We start from the raw sequence: 18,146 nt of genomic DNA, 5'->3' as shown, positions 1-18,146 counted from the left end.
GGCCGTGTTGCGATGCAACCTGCCTCCGAGCCCGTGCGTATGAGAGGCGATACCGCACCTCACCCGGGGGATTACATGTACGTGGACCGTTCGGCCAGGCGGACCGCCGGCCGCCTCAGCGCTGTTGTCGTGGCCTGCGCGGCTCTGTTCTCGGCCGCCGGCTGTTCAGCGGACGCGGGTTCCGGCATCAGGGTGGCCACTGACGCGCCGGATGCCGGGGCCTCCACCGCGGCGGCCGACAAGGGCGCGGGCGGGCAAGGCGGCGGCGCGGGCAAGGCGTCCGACGCACGCCCGGCTCCGTCGATGCCGGAGCCCGCCCAGCTCGCACAGGCGCAGGTGAACATATCCGACGGCGAGACGGTCGGTGTGGGCATGCCGATATCCGTCACCTTTCCCCAGCCGGTCCCCGCGGCCGAACGCAAGGGCGTGGAGAGCTGGCTGCGGGTACAGACCTCGTCCGGCACGCGGGGCGCGTGGAGTTGGGTGAAGGGCCACAGCCTCCTGGACGGGCAGCGCGTCGACTTCCGCCCCAGCACCACCTACTGGCAGTCCGGCACCAAGGTCGCCCTCCGTATCGGCTCGCACGGCGCCCGGCGCTTCACCATCGGCCCGTCGCTGGTCGCCACGGTCGACGCGAGGACACACATGATGACCGTCCGCACCGACGGTACGGCACAGCGCATCCCGGTCACCACGGGGGCGCCGGGGACGGACACCTGGAACGGGACGATGGTCGTCATGGACAAACAGCCCAAGGTGTTCATGGACTCCCGCACCGTGGGCCTCGGCAACACGTACCACGGCTACTACTACTGGGCCGTACACCTGACGACGTCGGGCACATATGTGCACCAGAACCCGCGGGCCGACACCGAGGCCGGACACCGCAATGTCACCCACGGCTGTGTCGGCCTCGCCTCCAACGGCACCGCCCAGCGCTTCTATGACCGGATACGGGTCGGCGACGTCGTCACGGTCACCGGGGCGGACAAGGACACCGTCGCCGCCGGCAACGGCTACGGCGACTGGAACCTGACCTGGAAGCAGTGGCTCGCGCACAGCGCGGCCGGCGCCACCACGACCGCATGACCACCGTCGCACCGGCCCCGCGCCGCACGCGCCCCGCGCCGTGAGAAGAGAGCACGACAAGGTGACAGAGGACGAGTTCGACCTCTTCTACATGGCTGCCTGCCCACGTCTGGTGGGCCAGCTGTACGCAATGACCGGCGACTACGCCGAAGCCCAGGACGTGGTGCAGGAGGCGTTCGCACGCGCCTGGGAGCGGCGTTCGTCCGTGCTGAACGGCGACCGGGATCCGGAGGCGTGGATCCGCACGGTGGCACACCGTCTCGCGATGAGCCACTGGCGGCGGTCGCGCCGCTGGTGGGAGCTGGTGCGGGGCCAGTCCGCGCCGCGACAGGCGCCCGAACCGAGCCCGGACCATGTGGCGTTGGTCGCCGCTCTGCGGCGCCTGCCGGAGGTCCAGCGGACCGCGATCGTGCTGCATCACCTGTGCGATCTGAGCGTGGAGCAGATAGCCGCCGAGACCGGTGCGGCCGTCGGCACCGTCAAGGCACGTCTGTCACGCGGTCGTACGGCGCTCGCCGCTCACCTGGTGAGCGAGGAAACCCATTCCCCGGAGGAAGCCTGTGTCTGACCAGCCACCACCGCGTCCGCTGACCGAGGCGGAGCTGTCGGCCCGGCTCCGTGGCCTGGCCGCGCACGGCGTGGCACCGGCCACCGGGGCACAGGCGAGGAGACGGGCGCAACGCCGCCGCACCGGCCAGCGCGTCATGCTCTCCACCACCGCGCTGGCGGCAGCCGCCCTCACCGCCGTCGTCTCCGGCGCCCTCGGCTCCGCCACCGAGGCGACCGCGCCCCCCACGGCGTCCGTGTCCCACACCCCCGCACCCGTCCCGTCCCCGGGGCCCGTTCAGCGGGTGACGATCGATCTGGACGCCCACACACTGACCATCAAGGGCAGGAGGTTCCCGATCAGCGGGGTGCAGGACAACTGCCCGATCGGCGAGCGGGCTGTCACGGTCACCGCCAAGTACCCGAGCCTGACACTGCCCCCCAACAAGTACACCAAGCTGAGCAGGTATGTGGATGTCCGGCGGTGGACCGTCACCTTCACCGACCGGCATCACAACGAGCGGCTGCTGATGTGGGCACTGGACCCCGCCGCCGGTCTCAACAGCATCGGCGACAACGCCGGCACCGGTGCCATCGCTCTCTCGCCCCAGGACGGGAAGTGGGTGTACGAGGCCATCAAGCCCGGCGCGCGCGTGGAGATCAAGGGCCGGCAGGCCGCGAGCGCGGACCCGGACTCCGTGTGCTTCGAGCGCCGGCCGATCACCGGCGGCCACTGATGCAGCACATGTGGCTTTCCTTTCCCCAAGGCCCCCACTCCTGAAAGCTTCGCACCCCGATGACCGAAACTTCTGCCAGAGCGCCCGGAGACACCTTCCTTCCGGGCGGCCGGCGCCGGCACCGCAAGCCCGCACAGCACGGCACGGGAACCGGCCTGCGCCGGGCCCTCGTCCTCGCCATGGCCGTGCCCGTGGCGTCCGCCGCCCTGGCGGGTCCGTCCGCCTTCGCCGCCCGAAAAGGCGCCGGCGCGACGGCCGACACCCACGGCCTGGACACCGACGACCAGCAGATGGCCAAGAACCTGAAGACCCGGGTACTCGATCAACGACTGGGCTCGAACGTGAGCGGCGTGGTCCTCGACGCGGACTCGGCCACCACCGTCTGGGGCCAGCACGCCTCCACCGCGCTGATGCCGGCGTCCAACGCCAAGCTCGCCACGTCGACCGCCGCCCTGACCGTGCTCGGCCCGCAGCACCGGTTCACCACGAAGGTCGTCTACGGCAACGGCACCCTGACCCTCGTCGGCGGCGGGGACCGCACCCTGACCACCGCCGACCTCGCAGAGTTGGCGAAGACCGCGAGCGCCGGACTCAAGTCCGCGGGCCGGACCGCCGTGAAGGTCACCGTCGACGACAGCCTGTTCCCCGCGCCGACCCTCGCCGAGGGCTGGAACGACGGCTACTACCCCGGCACCGTCGCCCCGGTCCGCGCGCTGGTCGTCGACGGACACGGCGTCCAGGACACCTCCGTCGACGCCGGGCAGGTCTTCGCCAGGCAACTCGCCGCGCACGGCGTCACGGTCACCGGCGACGTCACCCGCGCCACCGCACGCCCGACGGACGTCCCGGTCGCCCGGCACACATCGGCACCACTGTCGGACATCGTCCACGCGATGCTCAAACACAGCGACAACGACGTCGCCGAGACCCTGCTGCGGATGACCGCCCTGGGCGCCGGCCGCCCGGCCACCTTCGAGGGCGGCACCGAGGTCGTACGCCGGGTGCTGAGCCGGGTGTACGGCGTTTCCCTCGACAACTTCGAGCTCCACGACGGCAGCGGCCTGTCCCGGGCCGACCGCATCCCGGCCGCCACCCTCGCGCAGATCCTCGAACTGCTGACGCGGCCCCGCCATACCCACACCCTCGGCTCCGTCCGCGACGGCCTGCCCGTCTCCGGCGAGGCCGGCAGCACACTCGGCCCGGAGTACGGCCGCTTCGACGACGCCCATTCCACGTGCGCCGTGGGCAAGGTGCACGCGAAGACCGGCACCCTCACCGGCGCCAACGCACTGAGCGGTCTGACCCGGGGCAAGGACGGCAGGTGGAAGGTGTTCTCCTTCGTCGAGAACGGCGCCACGGCCACCCCGAACGCCACCAAGAACGCCATGGACGACCTCGCGGCAACCGTCAACGGCTGCTCCGCGTAACGCAACAAGGGCCGCGACCATCAGGTCGGGGCCCTTGTTGCCTAACAATACCGCGAGTGTCCGAGGGGGGACTTGAACCCCCACGCCCGATAAAGGGCACTAGCACCTCAAGCTAGCGCGTCTGCCATTCCGCCACCCGGACCAGGTGTCTGTCGCCTTGCCGGGAGTGTTCCCCGCGGCGACATGGACAACAATACCAAGGTTTCGGAGTGCGTTTCACCTGCGTATCTACCCCTGGGCGGCGGCCCGGGGGAAGCCGGGCCGCCGGGATCGGGGGTGCTCCACGGAATGTGAGCGTTTGCGTGCGCATCGTGAGAATTCAGGGCATGAGCTGGTACTCCGGGAAGTTACCGGGCAGTCGTTCCGCCGCCGGCCCCTGGGTCACGGAGCGCACCAGAAGGTCGCCGCCGACGAAGGCACCACGCCAGGACGCGCCGAATCCGCCGAACAGCTCGTCGCGGTCGCCGCGGGAGCGGGGGACGCCGTGCCCGGTCTTGAAGGCGCGGATCTGCGGGGCGAGCCGGTCATAGGTGGCCCGGTCGTCCGTGGCGAGCGTGGCGACCAGCGCGCCGTTGGACGCGTTCATGGCGGCCAGCAGCTCGGCCTCGGTGTCGACCAGGACGATCGTGTCGACCGGGCCGAAGGGTTCCGCGTGGTGCAGGGGGGAGGAGGGCGGTGGATTGAGGAGCGTGACCGGGTGGACGTAGGCGGAGGCGTCCTGGCCCGGCAGGAAACGTGTGTCGTCGCGGCGGCCGCGGTACAGCGGTACGGCGCCCCGTTCGACGGCCTCGGTCACCTGGTCGGTGAGTTCCTTGGCCTTGGCCGCGTTGATCAGGGGCCCGAAGTCCAGCTCGGGGAGCGGGTCGGCGGGGTCCGCGACCGCGAGCGGGTGGCCGACGCGTACGGAGCCGACCGCCGGCAGGTAGGCGTCGAGGAACGCGTCGAACAGGGACCGTTGGACGACGAAGCGCGGGTAGGCGGTGCAACGCTGTTTGCCGTAGTCGAAGAGCTTGGGGATCACCGCGGTGAGCCGGTCCCAGGCGGAGAAGTCCCAGATGCCCCAGGTGTTGAGCCCCTCCTGTTCCAGGATGTGCCGTTTGCCGAGGCCGGCCACGGCGGTGGCGACGTCGGCACCGGTGGCGCGGCCGCCGACGAAGGACACACAGCCGATCTCCGGCGCCCGCACCAGCGGCTGGTTCAGTTCCCGGCCACTGCCGCCGACCAGGGTGACGGGCACTCTCTCGCGCGCGGCCAGCGCCATGGCCAGGGTCAGGCAGGCCACACCGCCGTCGGTCGGGGTCTTGGCGATCACCGCGTCGCCCGCCAGGGCCTGCACGAGGGCGGCGTGCACCAGCACGCTCATCGGGTAGTTCCAGCTGGCGATGTTGGAGACGGGGCCGTCCAGCGGGGTCCGGCCGGCGAGCATGGGCTCGATGCCGTCGACGTACCAGCGCACACCGTCGATCGCCCGGTCCACGTCGGCCAGGGCGAGCCGCCAGGGCTTGCCTATCTCCCAGACCAGCAGCAGGGCGAGCAGTTCGCGGTGCGCGGTGAGCGCGTCCAGGGTGGCGGAGATCCGCGCCCGCCGCTCGGGCAGCGGGACGTGCCGCCAGGCGCGGTGCTGGTCGAGCGCGGCGTGTACGGCCTGTTGGGCGGTGGCGCCGTCCAGGCGTGGGGCGCCGGCGATCGGGGTGCCGTCGACCGGGGTGGTCGCGGGGAGGGTACGTCCGTCGGAGTGCCAGGCGGCACCCCACAGGTTGAGGACACGCTCGTCCCGGAAAGCCTCGGGCGCGGCGTCGAGACAGCGCCGCCAGGCGTCGGCGTAGGCCGTCCCCGGTTTGAGGAGCGCGGGAGTCTCGGGGTGCGCGGGCGGCGGGTTCGGGGTGCGGGTGGGTCGCATACGTCAGCTCCGCTCTCGGTGCACGGTCGGGGCGGGGTGCGGTGGGCTGCAGTGGGGCGGGGGGAGTGCGGTGGGGCGGGGTGGGGGGTTGGGTGAAGGAAGGGAATTCAGGCGGGGGGGAAGTGGGTCGTGGGCTTGGCGGCGGAGCCGTCAGGGCTGGCCGGGTCAGCCCGGTCGCAGCGTCTCCTCGACCAGGCGGGCCGTCTCCGTCGGGGTGCGGCCGACTCGGACTCCGGACGTCTCCAGTGCCTCCTGTTTGGCTCGGGCGGTGCCGGCCGAGCCGGAGACGATCGCGCCGGCGTGGCCCATGGTGCGGCCCTCGGGTGCGGTGAACCCGGCGATGTAGCCGACGACCGGCTTGGTGACGTGGTCGTGGATGTAGGCGGCGGCTCGTTCCTCCGCGTCGCCGCCGATCTCTCCGATGAGGACGATGAGTTCGGTGTCGGGGTCGTCCTGGAAGGCGGCCAGACAGTCGATGTGACTGGTGCCGACCACCGGGTCGCCGCCGATGCCGACGCATGTGGAGAAACCTATGTCCCGCAGCTCGTACATGAGTTGATACGTCAGCGTGCCCGACTTGGAGACCAGGCCGATGGGGCCGGGCCTGGTGATGTCGGCGGGGATGATGCCCGCGTTGGACTGGCCCGGGGTGATCAGGCCGGGGCAGTTGGGGCCGATGACCCGGGAGCCGGTGCGCCGGGCGTGCGCGGTGAAGGCGACCGTGTCGTGGACCGGGATGCCCTCGGTGATGACGACGGCGAGCGGGATGCCGGCGTCGGCGGCCTCGACGACGGCGCCCTTGGCGAAGGCGGGCGGGACGAAGACGACGGTGGCGTCGGCTCCGGTCGCGCGCATGCCGTCGGCGACCGATCCGAAGACGGGTACGTCCTGCCCGGTGAAGTCGACGCTCTGCCCGGCCTTGCGCGGGTTGACCCCGCCGACGATGTTCGTGCCGGCCGCGAGCATGCGCCGGGTGTGCCGCAGGCCCTGGTCCCCGGTCATGCCCTGGACGAGGACCTTGCTCTCCTTGGTGAGGTGGATGGCCATGTCCCGGCTCCTCAGGCGGTGTGGGCGAGTTCGGCGGCGCGGCAGGCGGCACCGTCCATGGTGGTGGCCTGTTCGACGAGCGGATGGGCGCGTTCGCCGAGGATCGCGCGGCCGCGCTCGGCGTTGTTGCCGTCGAGGCGGACGACGAGCGGTTTGGTGAGCCGGACGGTGTCCACGGCCGCCACGATTCCCTCGGCGACCGCGTCGCAGGCGGTGATGCCGCCGAAGACGTTGACGAAGACGGATCGCACGGCCGGGTCGGAGAGGATCACCGTCAGTCCGTCGGCCATGACCTGGGCGGAGGCGCCGCCGCCGATGTCGAGGAAGTTCGCGGGCCGGGCACCGCAGCCGGCGACGACGTCCAGGGTCGACATGACCAGTCCCGCGCCGTTGCGGATGATCCCGACCTCGCCGTCGAGCCGGACGTGGGTGAGGCCGCGTTCGGCGGCGGCCGCCTCCAGCGGATCCTGGTACGGTTCGTCCCGTTCGCCCCAACGGGCCTGCCGGAAACGGGCGTTGTCATCCAGGGTCACCTTGCCGTCCAGGGCGAGGATCCGTCCCTGTGCGGTGCGCACCAGCGGATTGCCCTCGACCAGCAGGGCGTCCTCGCGGACCATGACCTGCCAGAGTCGCAGCAGGACGTCGACGCTCTGCGGCGGCAGGCCGGCCGCGCTCGCGATCTCCCCGGCCTTGGCGGAGGAGACGCCTTCGGCGCGGTCGACGGGGATCCTCGCCACCGCCTCCGGCCGGGTCGCGGCCACCTCCTCGATCTCCATGTCGCCCTGTGCGGAGGCGATGACGAGGAAGCCGCCCGCTCCGCGGTCGAGGACGTAGGAGACGTAGAACTCCTCGGCCACGTCGACCGGTTCGGCGAGCATCACGCTACCCACCTGGTGGCCCTTGATGTCCATGCCCAGGATCTGCCGTGCCGTCAGTTCGGCGGCGGCCGGGTCGGCGGCGAGCCTGACACCGCCCGCCTTGCCGCGCCCGCCCGTCTTCACCTGGGCCTTGACCATGGCCCGGCCGCCGAGCCGGCGGGCGATGTCGCGGGCCTCCTTGGCCGAGTCGGTGACCTCGGCCCGCGGCACGGGGATGCCGTGCTCCTCGAACAGCTGTCGTGCCTGGTGTTCGTACAGGTCCATGTGCGGCTCCTGTCTGCCGGATCGCCTCGATGGCGCGACGCCTGCGCAGGTGGCGGTGGGTTCACCGCAGAGTCAGCCCCAGTGACGGAGAGCGGCCGGAATTCGATGACCGAAAAGCATGTACGCCCCCTGGACACCAGCCACCGGGATGCGGGACAACAGGCTTCATACAGTATTCGTCGACTGTATGCAATCTGCGGCACACGGCGTACCGTAGGTCACATACAGGACAAAAGCGAGCCGCCCAAACTCCTACGAAGGGGACAGGACTTCGCCATGCCCGACGACACCCAGGACGTGATCTCCGGTGGTCATCTCGTTGCCAAGGCACTGAAGGCCGAGGGGGTCGACCGCATCTACACGTTGTGCGGTGGCCACATCATCGACATCTACGACGGTTGCGTCGACGAGGGCATAGAAGTCGTCGACGTCCGCCACGAGCAGGTGGCCGCCCACGCCGCCGACGGCTACGCGCGCATCACCGGCAAGCCGGGCTGCGCGGTCGTCACCGCGGGTCCGGGCACGACCGACGCCGTCACCGGGGTCGCCAACGCCTTCCGCGCGGAGTCCCCGATGCTGCTGATCGGCGGCCAAGGGGCGCTCGCCCAGCACAAGATGGGGTCCCTGCAGGACCTGCCGCACGTCGACATGATGACGCCGATCACCAAGTTCGCGGCGACGGTGCCGGACACCGCCCGGACGGCGGACATGGTGTCGATGGCGTTCCGCGAGTGCTACCACGGCGCGCCCGGCCCCTCCTTCCTGGAGATCCCCCGGGACGTCCTGGACGCCAAGGTCCCGGCGGAGCAGGCGCGAGTACCCAGGCCCGGCGCCTACCGGGCCTCGACCCGCTCGGCCGGCGACCCCGAGGCGATCGAGAAGCTCGCCGATCTGCTGGTCCACGCCGAGAAGCCGGCGATCCTGCTGGGCAGCCAGGTGTGGACGACCCGGGGCACCGAGGCCGCCGTCGAACTGGTCCGCGCCCTCGACGTCCCGGCCTATATGAACGGCGCGGGACGCGGCACCCTCCCGCCCGGCGACCCGCATCACTTCCAGCTCTCCCGCCGCTACGCCTTCTCGAACGCCGACGTGATCGTGATCGTCGGCACACCGTTCGACTTCCGCATGGGCTACGGCAAGCGGCTGTCCCCGAACGCGACGGTCGTCCAGATCGACCTGGACTACCGCACCGTGGGCAAGAACCGGGACATCGACCTCGGCATCGTCGGGGACGCCGGCCTCGTGCTGAAGTCCGTCACCGAGGCGGCCTCGGGACGGGTCGACGGCGGGGCGTCCCGGCGCAAGGAGTGGCTGGACGAACTGCGCGCCGCCGAACAGACCGCGATCGAGAAGCGCCTGCCGAGCCTGAGGTCCGACGCCTCGCCCATCCATCCTTACCGGCTGGTCAGCGAGATCAACGACTTCCTCACCGAGGACTCGGTCTACATCGGCGACGGCGGCGACATCGTCACCTTCTCCGGGCAGGTCGTCCAGCCCAAGTCGCCCGGCCACTGGATGGATCCCGGCCCGCTCGGCACCCTCGGCGTCGGCGTCCCCTTCGTGCTGGCGGCCAAGCAGGCCCGCCCGGACAAGGAGGTCGTCGCCCTCTTCGGCGACGGCGCGTTCTCCCTGACCGGCTGGGACTTCGAGACCCTCGTCCGCTACGACCTGCCCTTCGTCGGGATCGTCGGCAACAACTCCTCGATGAACCAGATCCGTTACGGCCAGGCAGTCAAGTACGGCAAGGACCGCGAGCGGGTCGGCAACACCCTCGGAAACGTCCACTACGACAAGTTCGCCCAGATGCTGGGCGGTCACGGCGAGGAGGTCCGCGATCCCGCGGACATCGGCCCCGCGCTGCGCCGGGCCCGCGAGTCGGGCAAGCCCTCGCTGATCAACGTCTGGGTCGACCCGGACGCGTACGCCCCCGGAACCATGAACCAGACCATGTACAAGTGAGGAGCGCCAGTCATGACCAAGGCTCTTGACGGCATCCGCGTCCTGGACATGACGCACGTCCAGTCCGGGCCCTCCGCCACCCAGCTGCTGGCCTGGCTCGGCGCCGACGTCGTCAAACTCGAGGCACCGACCGGCGACATCACCCGCAGGCAGCTGCGCGACCTCCCGGACGTGGACTCGTTGTATTTCACGATGCTGAACTGCAACAAGCGCAGCATCACCCTGAACACCAAGACCGAGCGCGGCAAGGAGATCCTGGCCGAGCTGATCCGGCGCTCGGACGTCATGGTCGAGAACTTCGGGCCGGGCGCGGTGGACCGGATGGGGTTCACCTGGGAGCGCATCGAGGAGATCAACCCCCGGATCGTCTACGCCTCCATCAAGGGCTTCGGCGAGGGCCCGTACACCGCCTTCAAGGCGTACGAGGTCGTCGCGCAGGCCATGGGCGGCTCGATGGCCACCACCGGCTTCGAGGGCGGTCCCCCGCTGGCCACCGGCGCGCAGATCGGCGACTCCGGCACCGGGGTGCACGTCGTGGCGGGGATTCTGGCGGCGCTCTTCCAGCGCGAGCGCACCGGGCGCGGCCAGCGCGTCAATGTGGCCATGCAGCACGCGGTGCTCAACCTGTGCCGGGTCAAGCTGCGCGACCAGCAGCGCCTCGCGCACGGGCCGCTCGCCGAGTACCCCAACGAGGACTTCGGCGACGAGGTGCCCCGCTCCGGCAACGCCTCCGGCGGCGGCCAGCCCGGCTGGGCGGTCAAGTGCGCGCCGGGCGGCCCCAACGACTATGTCTACGTGATCGTCCAGCCGGTCGGCTGGCAGCCGCTCACCGAGCTGATCGGCCGGCCCGAGCTGGCCGACGATCCCGAGTGGGCCACCCCCGAGGCCCGGCTGCCGAAGCTGAGCAAGATGTTCCAGCTGATCGAGGAGTGGTCCGCCACCCTCCCGAAGTGGGAGGTGCTGGAGAAGCTGAACGCCCACAACATCCCGTGCGGGCCGATCCTGTCCACCAAGGAGATCATCGAGGACGAGTCGCTGGCCGCCAACGAGATGGTGGTGCGCGTCCCGCACCCCGAGCGCGGCGAGTTCGTCACCGTCGGCAGCCCGCTCAAGCTGTCCGACTCCCCCGTCGAGGTGAGCGGTTCACCGCTGCTCGGCGAGCACAACGAAGAGGTCTACGTCGGCGAACTGGGCCTCGGTGACGAGGAGTTGCGCCTGCTGAAGTCGAACGGAGTGATCTGACGTGATGGCCGAAGACCGGGCGCCGAAGGTACGCGCCCTGCTCGACGCGGTGCGCGCCGAGGGCCGTACCGCGCTGACCGCGCCCGAGGGAAAGGTGATCGCCGACGCGTACGGGATCGCCGTACCGGGCGAGGAACTGGCGACGGACGTGGACGAGGCGGTGGCCGCCGCGGCACGTTTCGGCAAGCCGGTCGTCATGAAGATCGTCTCCCCCGACATCCTGCACAAGACCGACGCCGGCGGGGTCGTGGTGGGCGTCGAGGGCGCGGCGGACGTACGGGCCGCGTTCTGCCGGATCATCGAGAACGCCCGCGCCTACGACGCGGCGGCCCGGATCGAGGGCGTGCAGGTGCAGGAGCTGCTGCCCCAGGGGCAGGAGGTCATCGTCGGCGCGGTCACCGACCCGACGTTCGGGAAGGTGGTGGCGTTCGGCCTCGGCGGTGTGCTGGTCGAGGTGCTGAAGGAGGTGACGTTCCGGCTGGCGCCGGTCACCGGCGGCGAGGCGATGTCGATGCTGGACTCCATCCGCTCGGCGGAGATCCTGCGCGGGGTGCGCGGGCAGGCCGGTGTGCACCGGTGGGCGGTCGCCGAGCAGATCCGGCGGGTCTCCCAACTGGTCGCGGACTTCCCGGAGATCGCCGAGGTGGACCTCAACCCGGTGATCGCGACGCCCACGGGGGCGACGGCCGCCGACATCCGGGTGATCCTCGCCGAGCGGCAGGCGGTGCCCCGGAGGACGTACACCCGCGACGCGATCCTGTCGACGATGCGCCGGCTGATGCAGCCGTCCTCCGTCGCGGTCATCGGCGCGTCCAACGAACCGGGCAAGATCGGCAATTCGGTGATGCGCAACCTCATCGACGGCGGCTTCTCCGGAGAGATCCATCCGGTGAACCCCAGGGCCGATGACATTCTGGGCCGCAAGGCGTACAAGAGTGTGACGGACGTTCCCGGTGAGGTGGATGTGGCGGTCTTCGCCATCCCCGCCGCGTTCGTGGCCGCGGCCCTGGAGGAAGTGGGACGCAAGAACATCCCCAACGCCGTCCTGATCCCGTCGGGCTTCGCCGAGACCGGCGAGCACGAACTGCAGGCGCGGATCGTGGAGATCGCCGAGCGGCACCACATCCGCCTGCTCGGCCCGAACATCTACGGCTACTACTCCACCTGGCAGGACCTGTGCGCCACGTTCTGCACACCGTACGACGTCAAGGGCGGGGTGGCGCTGACCTCGCAGTCCGGCGGCATCGGCATGGCCATCCTCGGCTTCGCCCGCGCCACGAAGACGGGCGTGTCGGCGATCGTCGGCCTCGGCAACAAGGCGGACCTGGACGAGGACGACCTGTTGACCTGGTTCGGCGAGGACCCGCACACCGAGTGCATCGCCATGCATCTCGAAGACCTCAAGGACGGCCGGGCGTTCGTCGAGGCGGCCCGTGCGACCGTGCCGAAGAAGCCGGTCGTGGTGCTGAAGGCGGGCCGTACGGCGGCGGGCGCGAAGGCGGCCGGTTCGCACACCGGGGCGCTGGCGGGCGACGACGCCGTGTACGACGACATCCTGCGGCAGGCGGGGGTGATCCGGGCGCCGGGTCTGAACGACATGCTGGAGTACGCCCGTGCCCTGCCCGTCCTGCCCGCTCCCCAGGGCGACAACGTCGTGATCATCACGGGCGCGGGCGGCAGCGGTGTGCTGCTCTCGGACGCCGTGACCGACAACGGGCTGTCCCTGATGGAGATCCCGCCCGACCTGGACGAGGCGTTCCGCCGGTTCATCCCGCCGTTCGGGGTGGCCGGCAACCCGGTCGACATCACCGGGGGCGAGCCGCCCTCGACGTACGAGGCGACGATCCGGCTCGGCCTGGAGGACCCGCGGATCCACGCGCTCGTCCTCGGCTACTGGCACACCATCGTCACCCCGCCGATGGTGTTCGCCGAGCTGACGGCGCGCGTGGTCGCGGAGTTCCGTGAGCGGGGCATCGAGAAGCCGGTCGTGGCCTCGCTCGCGGGGGACGTCGAGGTCGAGGAGGCCTGTCAGTACCTGTTCGAGCTGGGGGTCGTGGCGTACCCGTACACGACGGAGAAGCCGGTGGCCGCGCTGGGCGCGAAGTACCGCTGGGCGCGGGCGGCCGGACTGCTGGGAGGCGGCTCATGAGGTGAGCGAGGCGGGGGCCGGCAGGCGGTGCGCGTCGGCCGGCCCCGGGACCCGGGCGCGCACGAAAGGCATGGGACAGGGGGCGCTGGCCAGAACTTTCGACGCAAGGGGTGCAAGTCGCGAGATGGAAACGATCGATCCTCCCGCCTCCGTGCTGTGCAGGGAGGTGAGGGACCGCAGGGGCCGCGTGTACCGGGTCGGCGAGAGCGATGTCGATCTGCTGGGGCGTGGCCGGATCTGGATGGTCGTCCTGCCCTGGGTGGGTATGGCGGGCATCAGTGGTGCCGCGTACGCGTTCGTCGCCGCGCAGGCCGGTCTCCGTGACGCTCACAGGTGGGGCGGGGACCTGTACTGGCCGGCGGGCCTGTGGGCATTGTCCCAGGCGGCCGTCGCCCTCCCGGCCGGGCGGCTGCGGGAGAGCGGCCGGCTCTCCGCCCGCGCGGCCCTGACCGGCGGAGCGCTCGGCACCCTCGCCGGGTGTCTGGCGCTCGCCGCCGCGCCCGGCCTCACCGCCGCCCGGCTCGCGTGCGCGGTGTGCGCCGGGGCCGGCGCGGGACTGGTGCACACGACCTGTCTGACGCTGCCCGGCCGTTGGTGGCCGGAGCGCCGGGGCGGCCCCACGGGGCTCGTGGCGAGCGGGCTCGCCGTGGGGGCCGTGCCGTTCCTGCCGGCTCCGGTGCGCGGCGCCGATCCGCGACTCCTGCTCGCGGTCGCGGGGGCCGGGGCTGCCCTGGCGGTGGCGGGGACGGGCCTGCCGCTGCGGGACCCGCCGCGGAACTGGTGGCCGCCGGGTCCCGATCCCCGGTCCGTGCCGGCGGATCCCGGCGCTCGGCGCGCCCGGGAGAAGAACCCGCCCGCCGTGCGCCACCACACCCTGCGCGAGGCGGCACGCAGTCCCGTGCTGTGGCTGATGTGGCTGTGTCTGCTGGGCGCGGCCGGTGTCACGGTGCTGGGTGTCTGGCTGCTCCCGGCGTACGGCCGGCAGTTCGGGCTCGGCGGGCGGACGGTGTGGTCAATGACGGTCGTGGGCGGCGGCGCGGCGGCCGTGGCCGGTGTGCTGTCGGACCGCTCGGGACGGCGCACCGCCCTGGTCACGGCCTGTCTGGTGCTGGCGGGGGCGCAGTTCGGGGTGCCGGTCGCGGCCCGGACGGGCAGCGGCCCGCTCCTCCTCGGCTGTGCCGCGGCCACGGCGGCCGCCGGCGCGGCGGCGCTGGTGCTGGTCACCGCGCTGGCCGCGGACCACTTCGGTGAGAACCACCACGCGAGCGTCCAGGGACTGCTCACCGGTGCCTGGCTGCTGCCGGTCGCCGTCGCCACCGGCGCCCGGGCCGCCGGGTACACCGCCCGCGCCCCCCACTCCACGTTCCTCCTGGCGGGCTGCACCGGGCTGGTCTGCGCCGCGGTGGCGCTGTTTCTCAGAGCGCCGGGCAGGCTCAGCGTCCGGCGCATCGTCCCCAATCCCCACCCTCTCGGCGAGGAGATGGCCTGATATGACGGCTGATCCCGAAACACGGAAGACGCCGGCCGACCCCGGTTCGGCGAACCGCTCGCACCGCGAGGTCACCGACTCCCGGGGCCGGGTCTACCGCGTCGGCGAGACGGACCGTGACATCCTCGGCCACTCCCGCAAGCTGATGGTGTACCTGCCGTGGGTGGCGATGATGGCCATCAGCGTCTCGGAGTACGCCTACGGCTCCGCCGAGGACACCCTGTCCGACGCGCACGGCTGGACCCGGAGCAACACCTTCTGGATCCTCAGCGTCTGGGTGTTCTTCCAGGCCGGCATCGCCTTCCCCGCGGGCTGGCTGCGCGAGAAGGGCGTTCTCACCGCGCGCCGTGCGATGTACATAGGCGCCGTGATGTGTCTGTTCGGCTTTCTGGCCCTGTCCCACCTCGACCATGTGATGCCGGCCATCGTCGGCTTCGGCGTCGTGGGCGGGGTGGGCTCCGGGCTGATCTACGCGACCTGCATCAACATGGTCGGCAAGTGGTTCCCGGAGCGGCGCGGCGCGAAGACCGGCTTCGTCAACGGCGGCTTCGCCTATGGCTCGCTGCCCTTCATCTTCATCTTCAACTACGCCTTCGACACCGGCGATTACGACGAGGTGCTGGACCTGATCGGTGTGTATGTGCTGATCGTGGTCGCCGTCTGCGCCTGGTTCTTCAAGGACCCGCCGAAGAACTGGTGGCCGGCCGACGTCGACCCGCTGTCGCACTCCGGCTCCGGCAGGAACGCGGCGAGCCTGGCCAGGAACCCGCCCGCGGTACGGCAGTACACCCCGAAGGAGGCCATCAGGACGGGCATGCTGCCGCTGATGTGGATCAGCATCGTCATGACCGCCGGTGTGTCGATCTTCGGGATCTCCTTCCAGGTCGACTACGCCAAGGAGATCGGCTTCGGCCCGCTGGTCGCGGCGTCGTCGATGGGGGTCATGGCGGTCGTCAACGGCGTCGGGCGGGCGGTCGTGGGCCGGCTGTCGGACCTGTGGGGCCGTAAGACGTCGCTGGTGTTCGTCATCGTGGTGCTGGGGCTCGCCCAGTTCGGCGTCATCTGGGCCGGTGACATCAAGAGCGAGTGGCTGTTCCTGTTCTTCGCCTTCCTCTCCGGCTTCGGCGGCGGCGCGTTCTACCCGATGTTCGCCACGCTGACCCCGGACTACTTCGGCGAGAACTACAACGCCACCAACTACGGCCTCGTCTACAGCGGCAAGCTGGTCAGCGGCCTGTTCGGCGGCGGTCTCGGCTCGATGGTGGTGGACGCCTGGGGCTACGACGGCGCCTACGCGCTGGCCGGCGGGGTGTCGATGGCCGCGGCGGCGATCGCGCTGCTGCTGCGCCAGCCGGGCCGGGACGGCCGGCAGCCGGCCGTCCCGGTTCCCCGGACCCAGCCGGCCTCCTGAGCACATCCCCGCTGTTCCCCCTCTGCGATCCGCTCGCCGCAGGAGGAACACGCACATGCGCGGTGAAGCGGCCCCTGGGTGAGTCCGTGGGTGAGCCCGTGGGTGAGCCCGTGGGGTCAGGTGCCGTTGCGCTCGTGGTAGGAGCGGCGGGTGTGTTCGGTGTGGGCGCGCATCAGATGGGCGGCCCGCTGTTCGTCGCGGCCGGCGATCGCGGTGATCAGTTCCCGGTGCTCGATCCACGACTGGCGCCCGCGCTGCCGGGCCACCGGGGTGTAGTACCAGCGGACCCGGCGGTCGACCTGGGCGGCGAGTTCGGCGAGGACCGCGTTGCCCGCCAGTTCCATGACCTTGGCGTGGAAGGCCGCGTTGAGGGCGACGGCCCGGTCCACCTGGTCGGCGGCGACGGCCTTCTCGCCCTCGGCGCACAGCTCCTCAAGGGCCTGGACCCCGGGGGAGCCGGCGTGGACGGCGGCGAGCCGGGCGGCCTCCGCCTCCAGCAGGGTGCGCACCGTGAGCAGCTGGTCGGCCTCCTCCTCGGTCGGCTCGTGCACGAACGCGCCCTGCGCGGGGCGCAGATCGACCCAGCCCTCGGTGTTGAGCCGCTGCAGCGCCTCCCGCACCGGCTGCCGGGAGACACCGAGGTGCCCGGCCAGCTCGCTCTCGACCAGGTGCTGGCCGGGCTGCAGGGCGCGGGTGGTGATGAGTTCGAGCAGTGCCTCGTAGACACGCTCGCGCAGCGGGCCGGGACGTTCGAGCTTGGGCACCGCCCCTTGCGGCAGTCCGGTCGACAACATCGCGGTCCCCTCCTGGACAGATCTGACGCGTGGACGCTGGACGCTCAGTATCGGCTCAGTATCAATTGTCTTTTGTCTACAGTCTACGGTGCACAAAAGCCAGGCCGGTCGGCCCCCGGTTCGTCCACACCTGCGGCCGTCCGTTCACGGGCAGCGTACGACCTGGCCCGCGTACGACAGATTGCCGCCGAAGCCGAACAGCAGCACGGGGTCGCCGGAGCCGAGCGCACCCTGCTCGACCAGCTTGGAGAAGGCCAGCGGGACACTGGCCGCCGAGGTGTTGCCGGATTCGGTGACGTCGCGGGCGACCACGGCGTTGACCGCGCCGAGCTTCTCGGCCAGCGGCTCGATGATGCGCAGATTGGCCTGATGCAGGACGACCCCGGCGAGGTCCTCGGGTGTCACCCCGGCCCGTTCGCAGGCGGCGCGGGCGATGGCCGGCAGCCGGGTGGTGGCCCAGCGGTAGACGGACTGTCCCTCCTGCGCGAACCGCGGCGGGGTGCCCTCGATCCGCACGGCGTGCCCCATCTCGGGCACCGAGCCCCACAGCACCGGCCCGATCCCCGGCTCCTCCCCCGGCGGACATGCCTCGACGACGGCGGCCCCGGCTCCGTCGCCGACGAGGACACAGGTGCTGCGGTCGCTCCAGTCCGTGACGTCGGACATCTTGTCGGCGCCGATGACCAGCGCCCGGGTGGCGGCGCCGGCCCGGACGGTGTGGTCGGCGGTGGCCAGCGCGTGGGTGAAACCGGCGCACACCACGTTGACGTCCATCGCGGCGGGCTGCGGGATGCCGAGCCGGGCCGCGACGCGGGCGGCGGTGTTCGGGGAACGGTCGATCGCCGTGGACGTGGCGACCAGGACCAGGTCGATGTCGCCGGGGCTCAGGCCGGCGCCGGCGAGGGCCTTGGCGGCGGCGTGCGCGGCCAGTTCGTCGACCGGCTCGTCGGGGCCGGCGATGTGCCGGGTCCGGATGCCGACCCTGCTGCTGATCCACTCGTCGCTCGTGTCGACCAGGGCGGCCAGGTCCTTGTTGGTGAGCACCCGGGCGGGCTGGTAGTGGCCGATGGCCGTGATGCGCGAGCCGTTCATGGCGGGGTCCCCCTCGTTGCCGTGGGTAGCGGGATCCACCAGTCTGTTCAGTGACTCACGGGTACGACGGCACGTGAGGCGACAGGAAACGGGCGTCCGAGTTGTCGGCTTCTTGCAGACCT

14 protein-coding genes and 1 tRNA gene are annotated in these 18,146 nt (G+C 71.3%); 9 read left to right on the top strand and 6 right to left on the bottom strand.

From position 1 onward, the window contains the following. Window positions 1–75: 75 nt before the first annotated feature. The 4 genes from IE277_RS20915 to dacB all read left to right on the top strand — a co-directional run bounded on the left by IE277_RS20915 (window position 76) and on the right by dacB (window position 3,799). Window positions 76–1,089 (top strand): L,D-transpeptidase, encoded by a 1,014-nt coding sequence (locus IE277_RS20915; RefSeq protein ID WP_229881877.1) that lies wholly within the window; start codon window positions 76–78, stop codon window positions 1,087–1,089. A gap of 61 nt (window positions 1,090–1,150) precedes the next feature. Next, window positions 1,151–1,657, top strand: coding sequence for a SigE family RNA polymerase sigma factor (locus IE277_RS20910; RefSeq protein ID WP_189954630.1), 507 nt, complete (start codon window positions 1,151–1,153; stop codon window positions 1,655–1,657). Next, the gene (locus tag IE277_RS20905; protein WP_189954628.1) at window positions 1,650–2,372 is read left to right on the top strand and encodes a L,D-transpeptidase family protein; all 723 of its coding nucleotides are present in this window, start codon (window positions 1,650–1,652) and stop codon (window positions 2,370–2,372) included. Before IE277_RS20910 ends, IE277_RS20905 begins: the two co-directional genes overlap by 8 nt. Window positions 2,373–2,431: 59 nt before the next feature. Further along, entirely contained in the window at window positions 2,432–3,799 is a 1,368-nt protein-coding gene (gene dacB / locus IE277_RS20900) for a D-alanyl-D-alanine carboxypeptidase/D-alanyl-D-alanine endopeptidase (RefSeq protein ID WP_189954626.1), read from the top strand. A gap of 57 nt (window positions 3,800–3,856) precedes the next feature. Here the strand turns inward: dacB and IE277_RS20895 are convergent. The 4 genes from IE277_RS20895 to sucC form a co-directional block, all read right to left on the bottom strand. Continuing rightward, window positions 3,857–3,941, bottom strand: a tRNA-Leu gene (locus tag IE277_RS20895). Window positions 3,942–4,118: 177 nt separating this feature from the next. Next, complete coding sequence (locus tag IE277_RS20890; RefSeq protein ID WP_189954624.1) at window positions 4,119–5,699, bottom strand: aldehyde dehydrogenase family protein; 1,581 nt, start codon at window positions 5,697–5,699, stop codon at window positions 4,119–4,121. A gap of 165 nt (window positions 5,700–5,864) precedes the next feature. After that, complete coding sequence (gene sucD / locus IE277_RS20885; RefSeq protein WP_189954622.1) at window positions 5,865–6,746, bottom strand: succinate--CoA ligase subunit alpha; 882 nt, start codon at window positions 6,744–6,746, stop codon at window positions 5,865–5,867. An 11-nt stretch (window positions 6,747–6,757) separates the two neighbouring features. Further along, window positions 6,758–7,888 (bottom strand): ADP-forming succinate--CoA ligase subunit beta, encoded by a 1,131-nt coding sequence (gene sucC / locus IE277_RS20880; protein ID WP_189954620.1) that lies wholly within the window; start codon window positions 7,886–7,888, stop codon window positions 6,758–6,760. Between the two features lie 276 nt (window positions 7,889–8,164). On the opposite strand from sucC, the gene IE277_RS20875 reads away from it, so the two are divergent. The 5 genes from IE277_RS20875 to IE277_RS20855 all read left to right on the top strand — a co-directional run bounded on the left by IE277_RS20875 (window position 8,165) and on the right by IE277_RS20855 (window position 16,138). Next, on the top strand, window positions 8,165–9,847 hold the full coding sequence (locus IE277_RS20875; RefSeq protein ID WP_189954618.1) for a thiamine pyrophosphate-binding protein: 1,683 nt from the start codon (window positions 8,165–8,167) through the stop codon (window positions 9,845–9,847). Between the two features lie 12 nt (window positions 9,848–9,859). Beyond that, entirely contained in the window at window positions 9,860–11,089 is a 1,230-nt protein-coding gene (frc, locus tag IE277_RS20870; RefSeq protein WP_189954615.1) for a formyl-CoA transferase, read from the top strand. A gap of 4 nt (window positions 11,090–11,093) precedes the next feature. Continuing rightward, the gene (locus tag IE277_RS20865) at window positions 11,094–13,238 is read left to right on the top strand and encodes an acetate--CoA ligase family protein (RefSeq protein ID WP_189954919.1); all 2,145 of its coding nucleotides are present in this window, start codon (window positions 11,094–11,096) and stop codon (window positions 13,236–13,238) included. A gap of 124 nt (window positions 13,239–13,362) precedes the next feature. After that, window positions 13,363–14,727 carry an MFS transporter gene (locus IE277_RS20860; protein ID WP_189954613.1) on the top strand — a complete coding sequence of 455 codons (1,365 nt, stop codon included), beginning with the start codon at window positions 13,363–13,365 and terminating at the stop codon, window positions 14,725–14,727. A gap of 1 nt (window position 14,728) precedes the next feature. Further along, complete coding sequence (locus tag IE277_RS20855; RefSeq protein ID WP_189954611.1) at window positions 14,729–16,138, top strand: OFA family MFS transporter; 1,410 nt, start codon at window positions 14,729–14,731, stop codon at window positions 16,136–16,138. Window positions 16,139–16,254: 116 nt separating this feature from the next. On the opposite strand, the gene IE277_RS20850 is transcribed toward IE277_RS20855, so the two are convergent. Both IE277_RS20850 and IE277_RS20845 read right to left on the bottom strand, forming a co-directional pair. After that, the gene (locus IE277_RS20850) at window positions 16,255–16,932 is read right to left on the bottom strand and encodes a GntR family transcriptional regulator (RefSeq protein WP_189954609.1); all 678 of its coding nucleotides are present in this window, start codon (window positions 16,930–16,932) and stop codon (window positions 16,255–16,257) included. Between the two features lie 144 nt (window positions 16,933–17,076). Continuing rightward, the gene (locus IE277_RS20845) at window positions 17,077–18,024 is read right to left on the bottom strand and encodes a beta-ketoacyl-ACP synthase III (protein WP_189954607.1); all 948 of its coding nucleotides are present in this window, start codon (window positions 18,022–18,024) and stop codon (window positions 17,077–17,079) included. Between the last annotated feature and the right edge of the window lie 122 nt (window positions 18,025–18,146).

Source organism: Streptomyces alanosinicus (genome assembly GCF_014650595.1).
Taxonomy (GTDB): Bacteria; Actinomycetota; Actinomycetes; order Streptomycetales; family Streptomycetaceae; genus Streptomyces; species Streptomyces alanosinicus.
The sequence above is the reverse complement of the archived record's forward strand: the minus strand, read 5'-3'. Positions and strand labels throughout refer to the sequence as shown.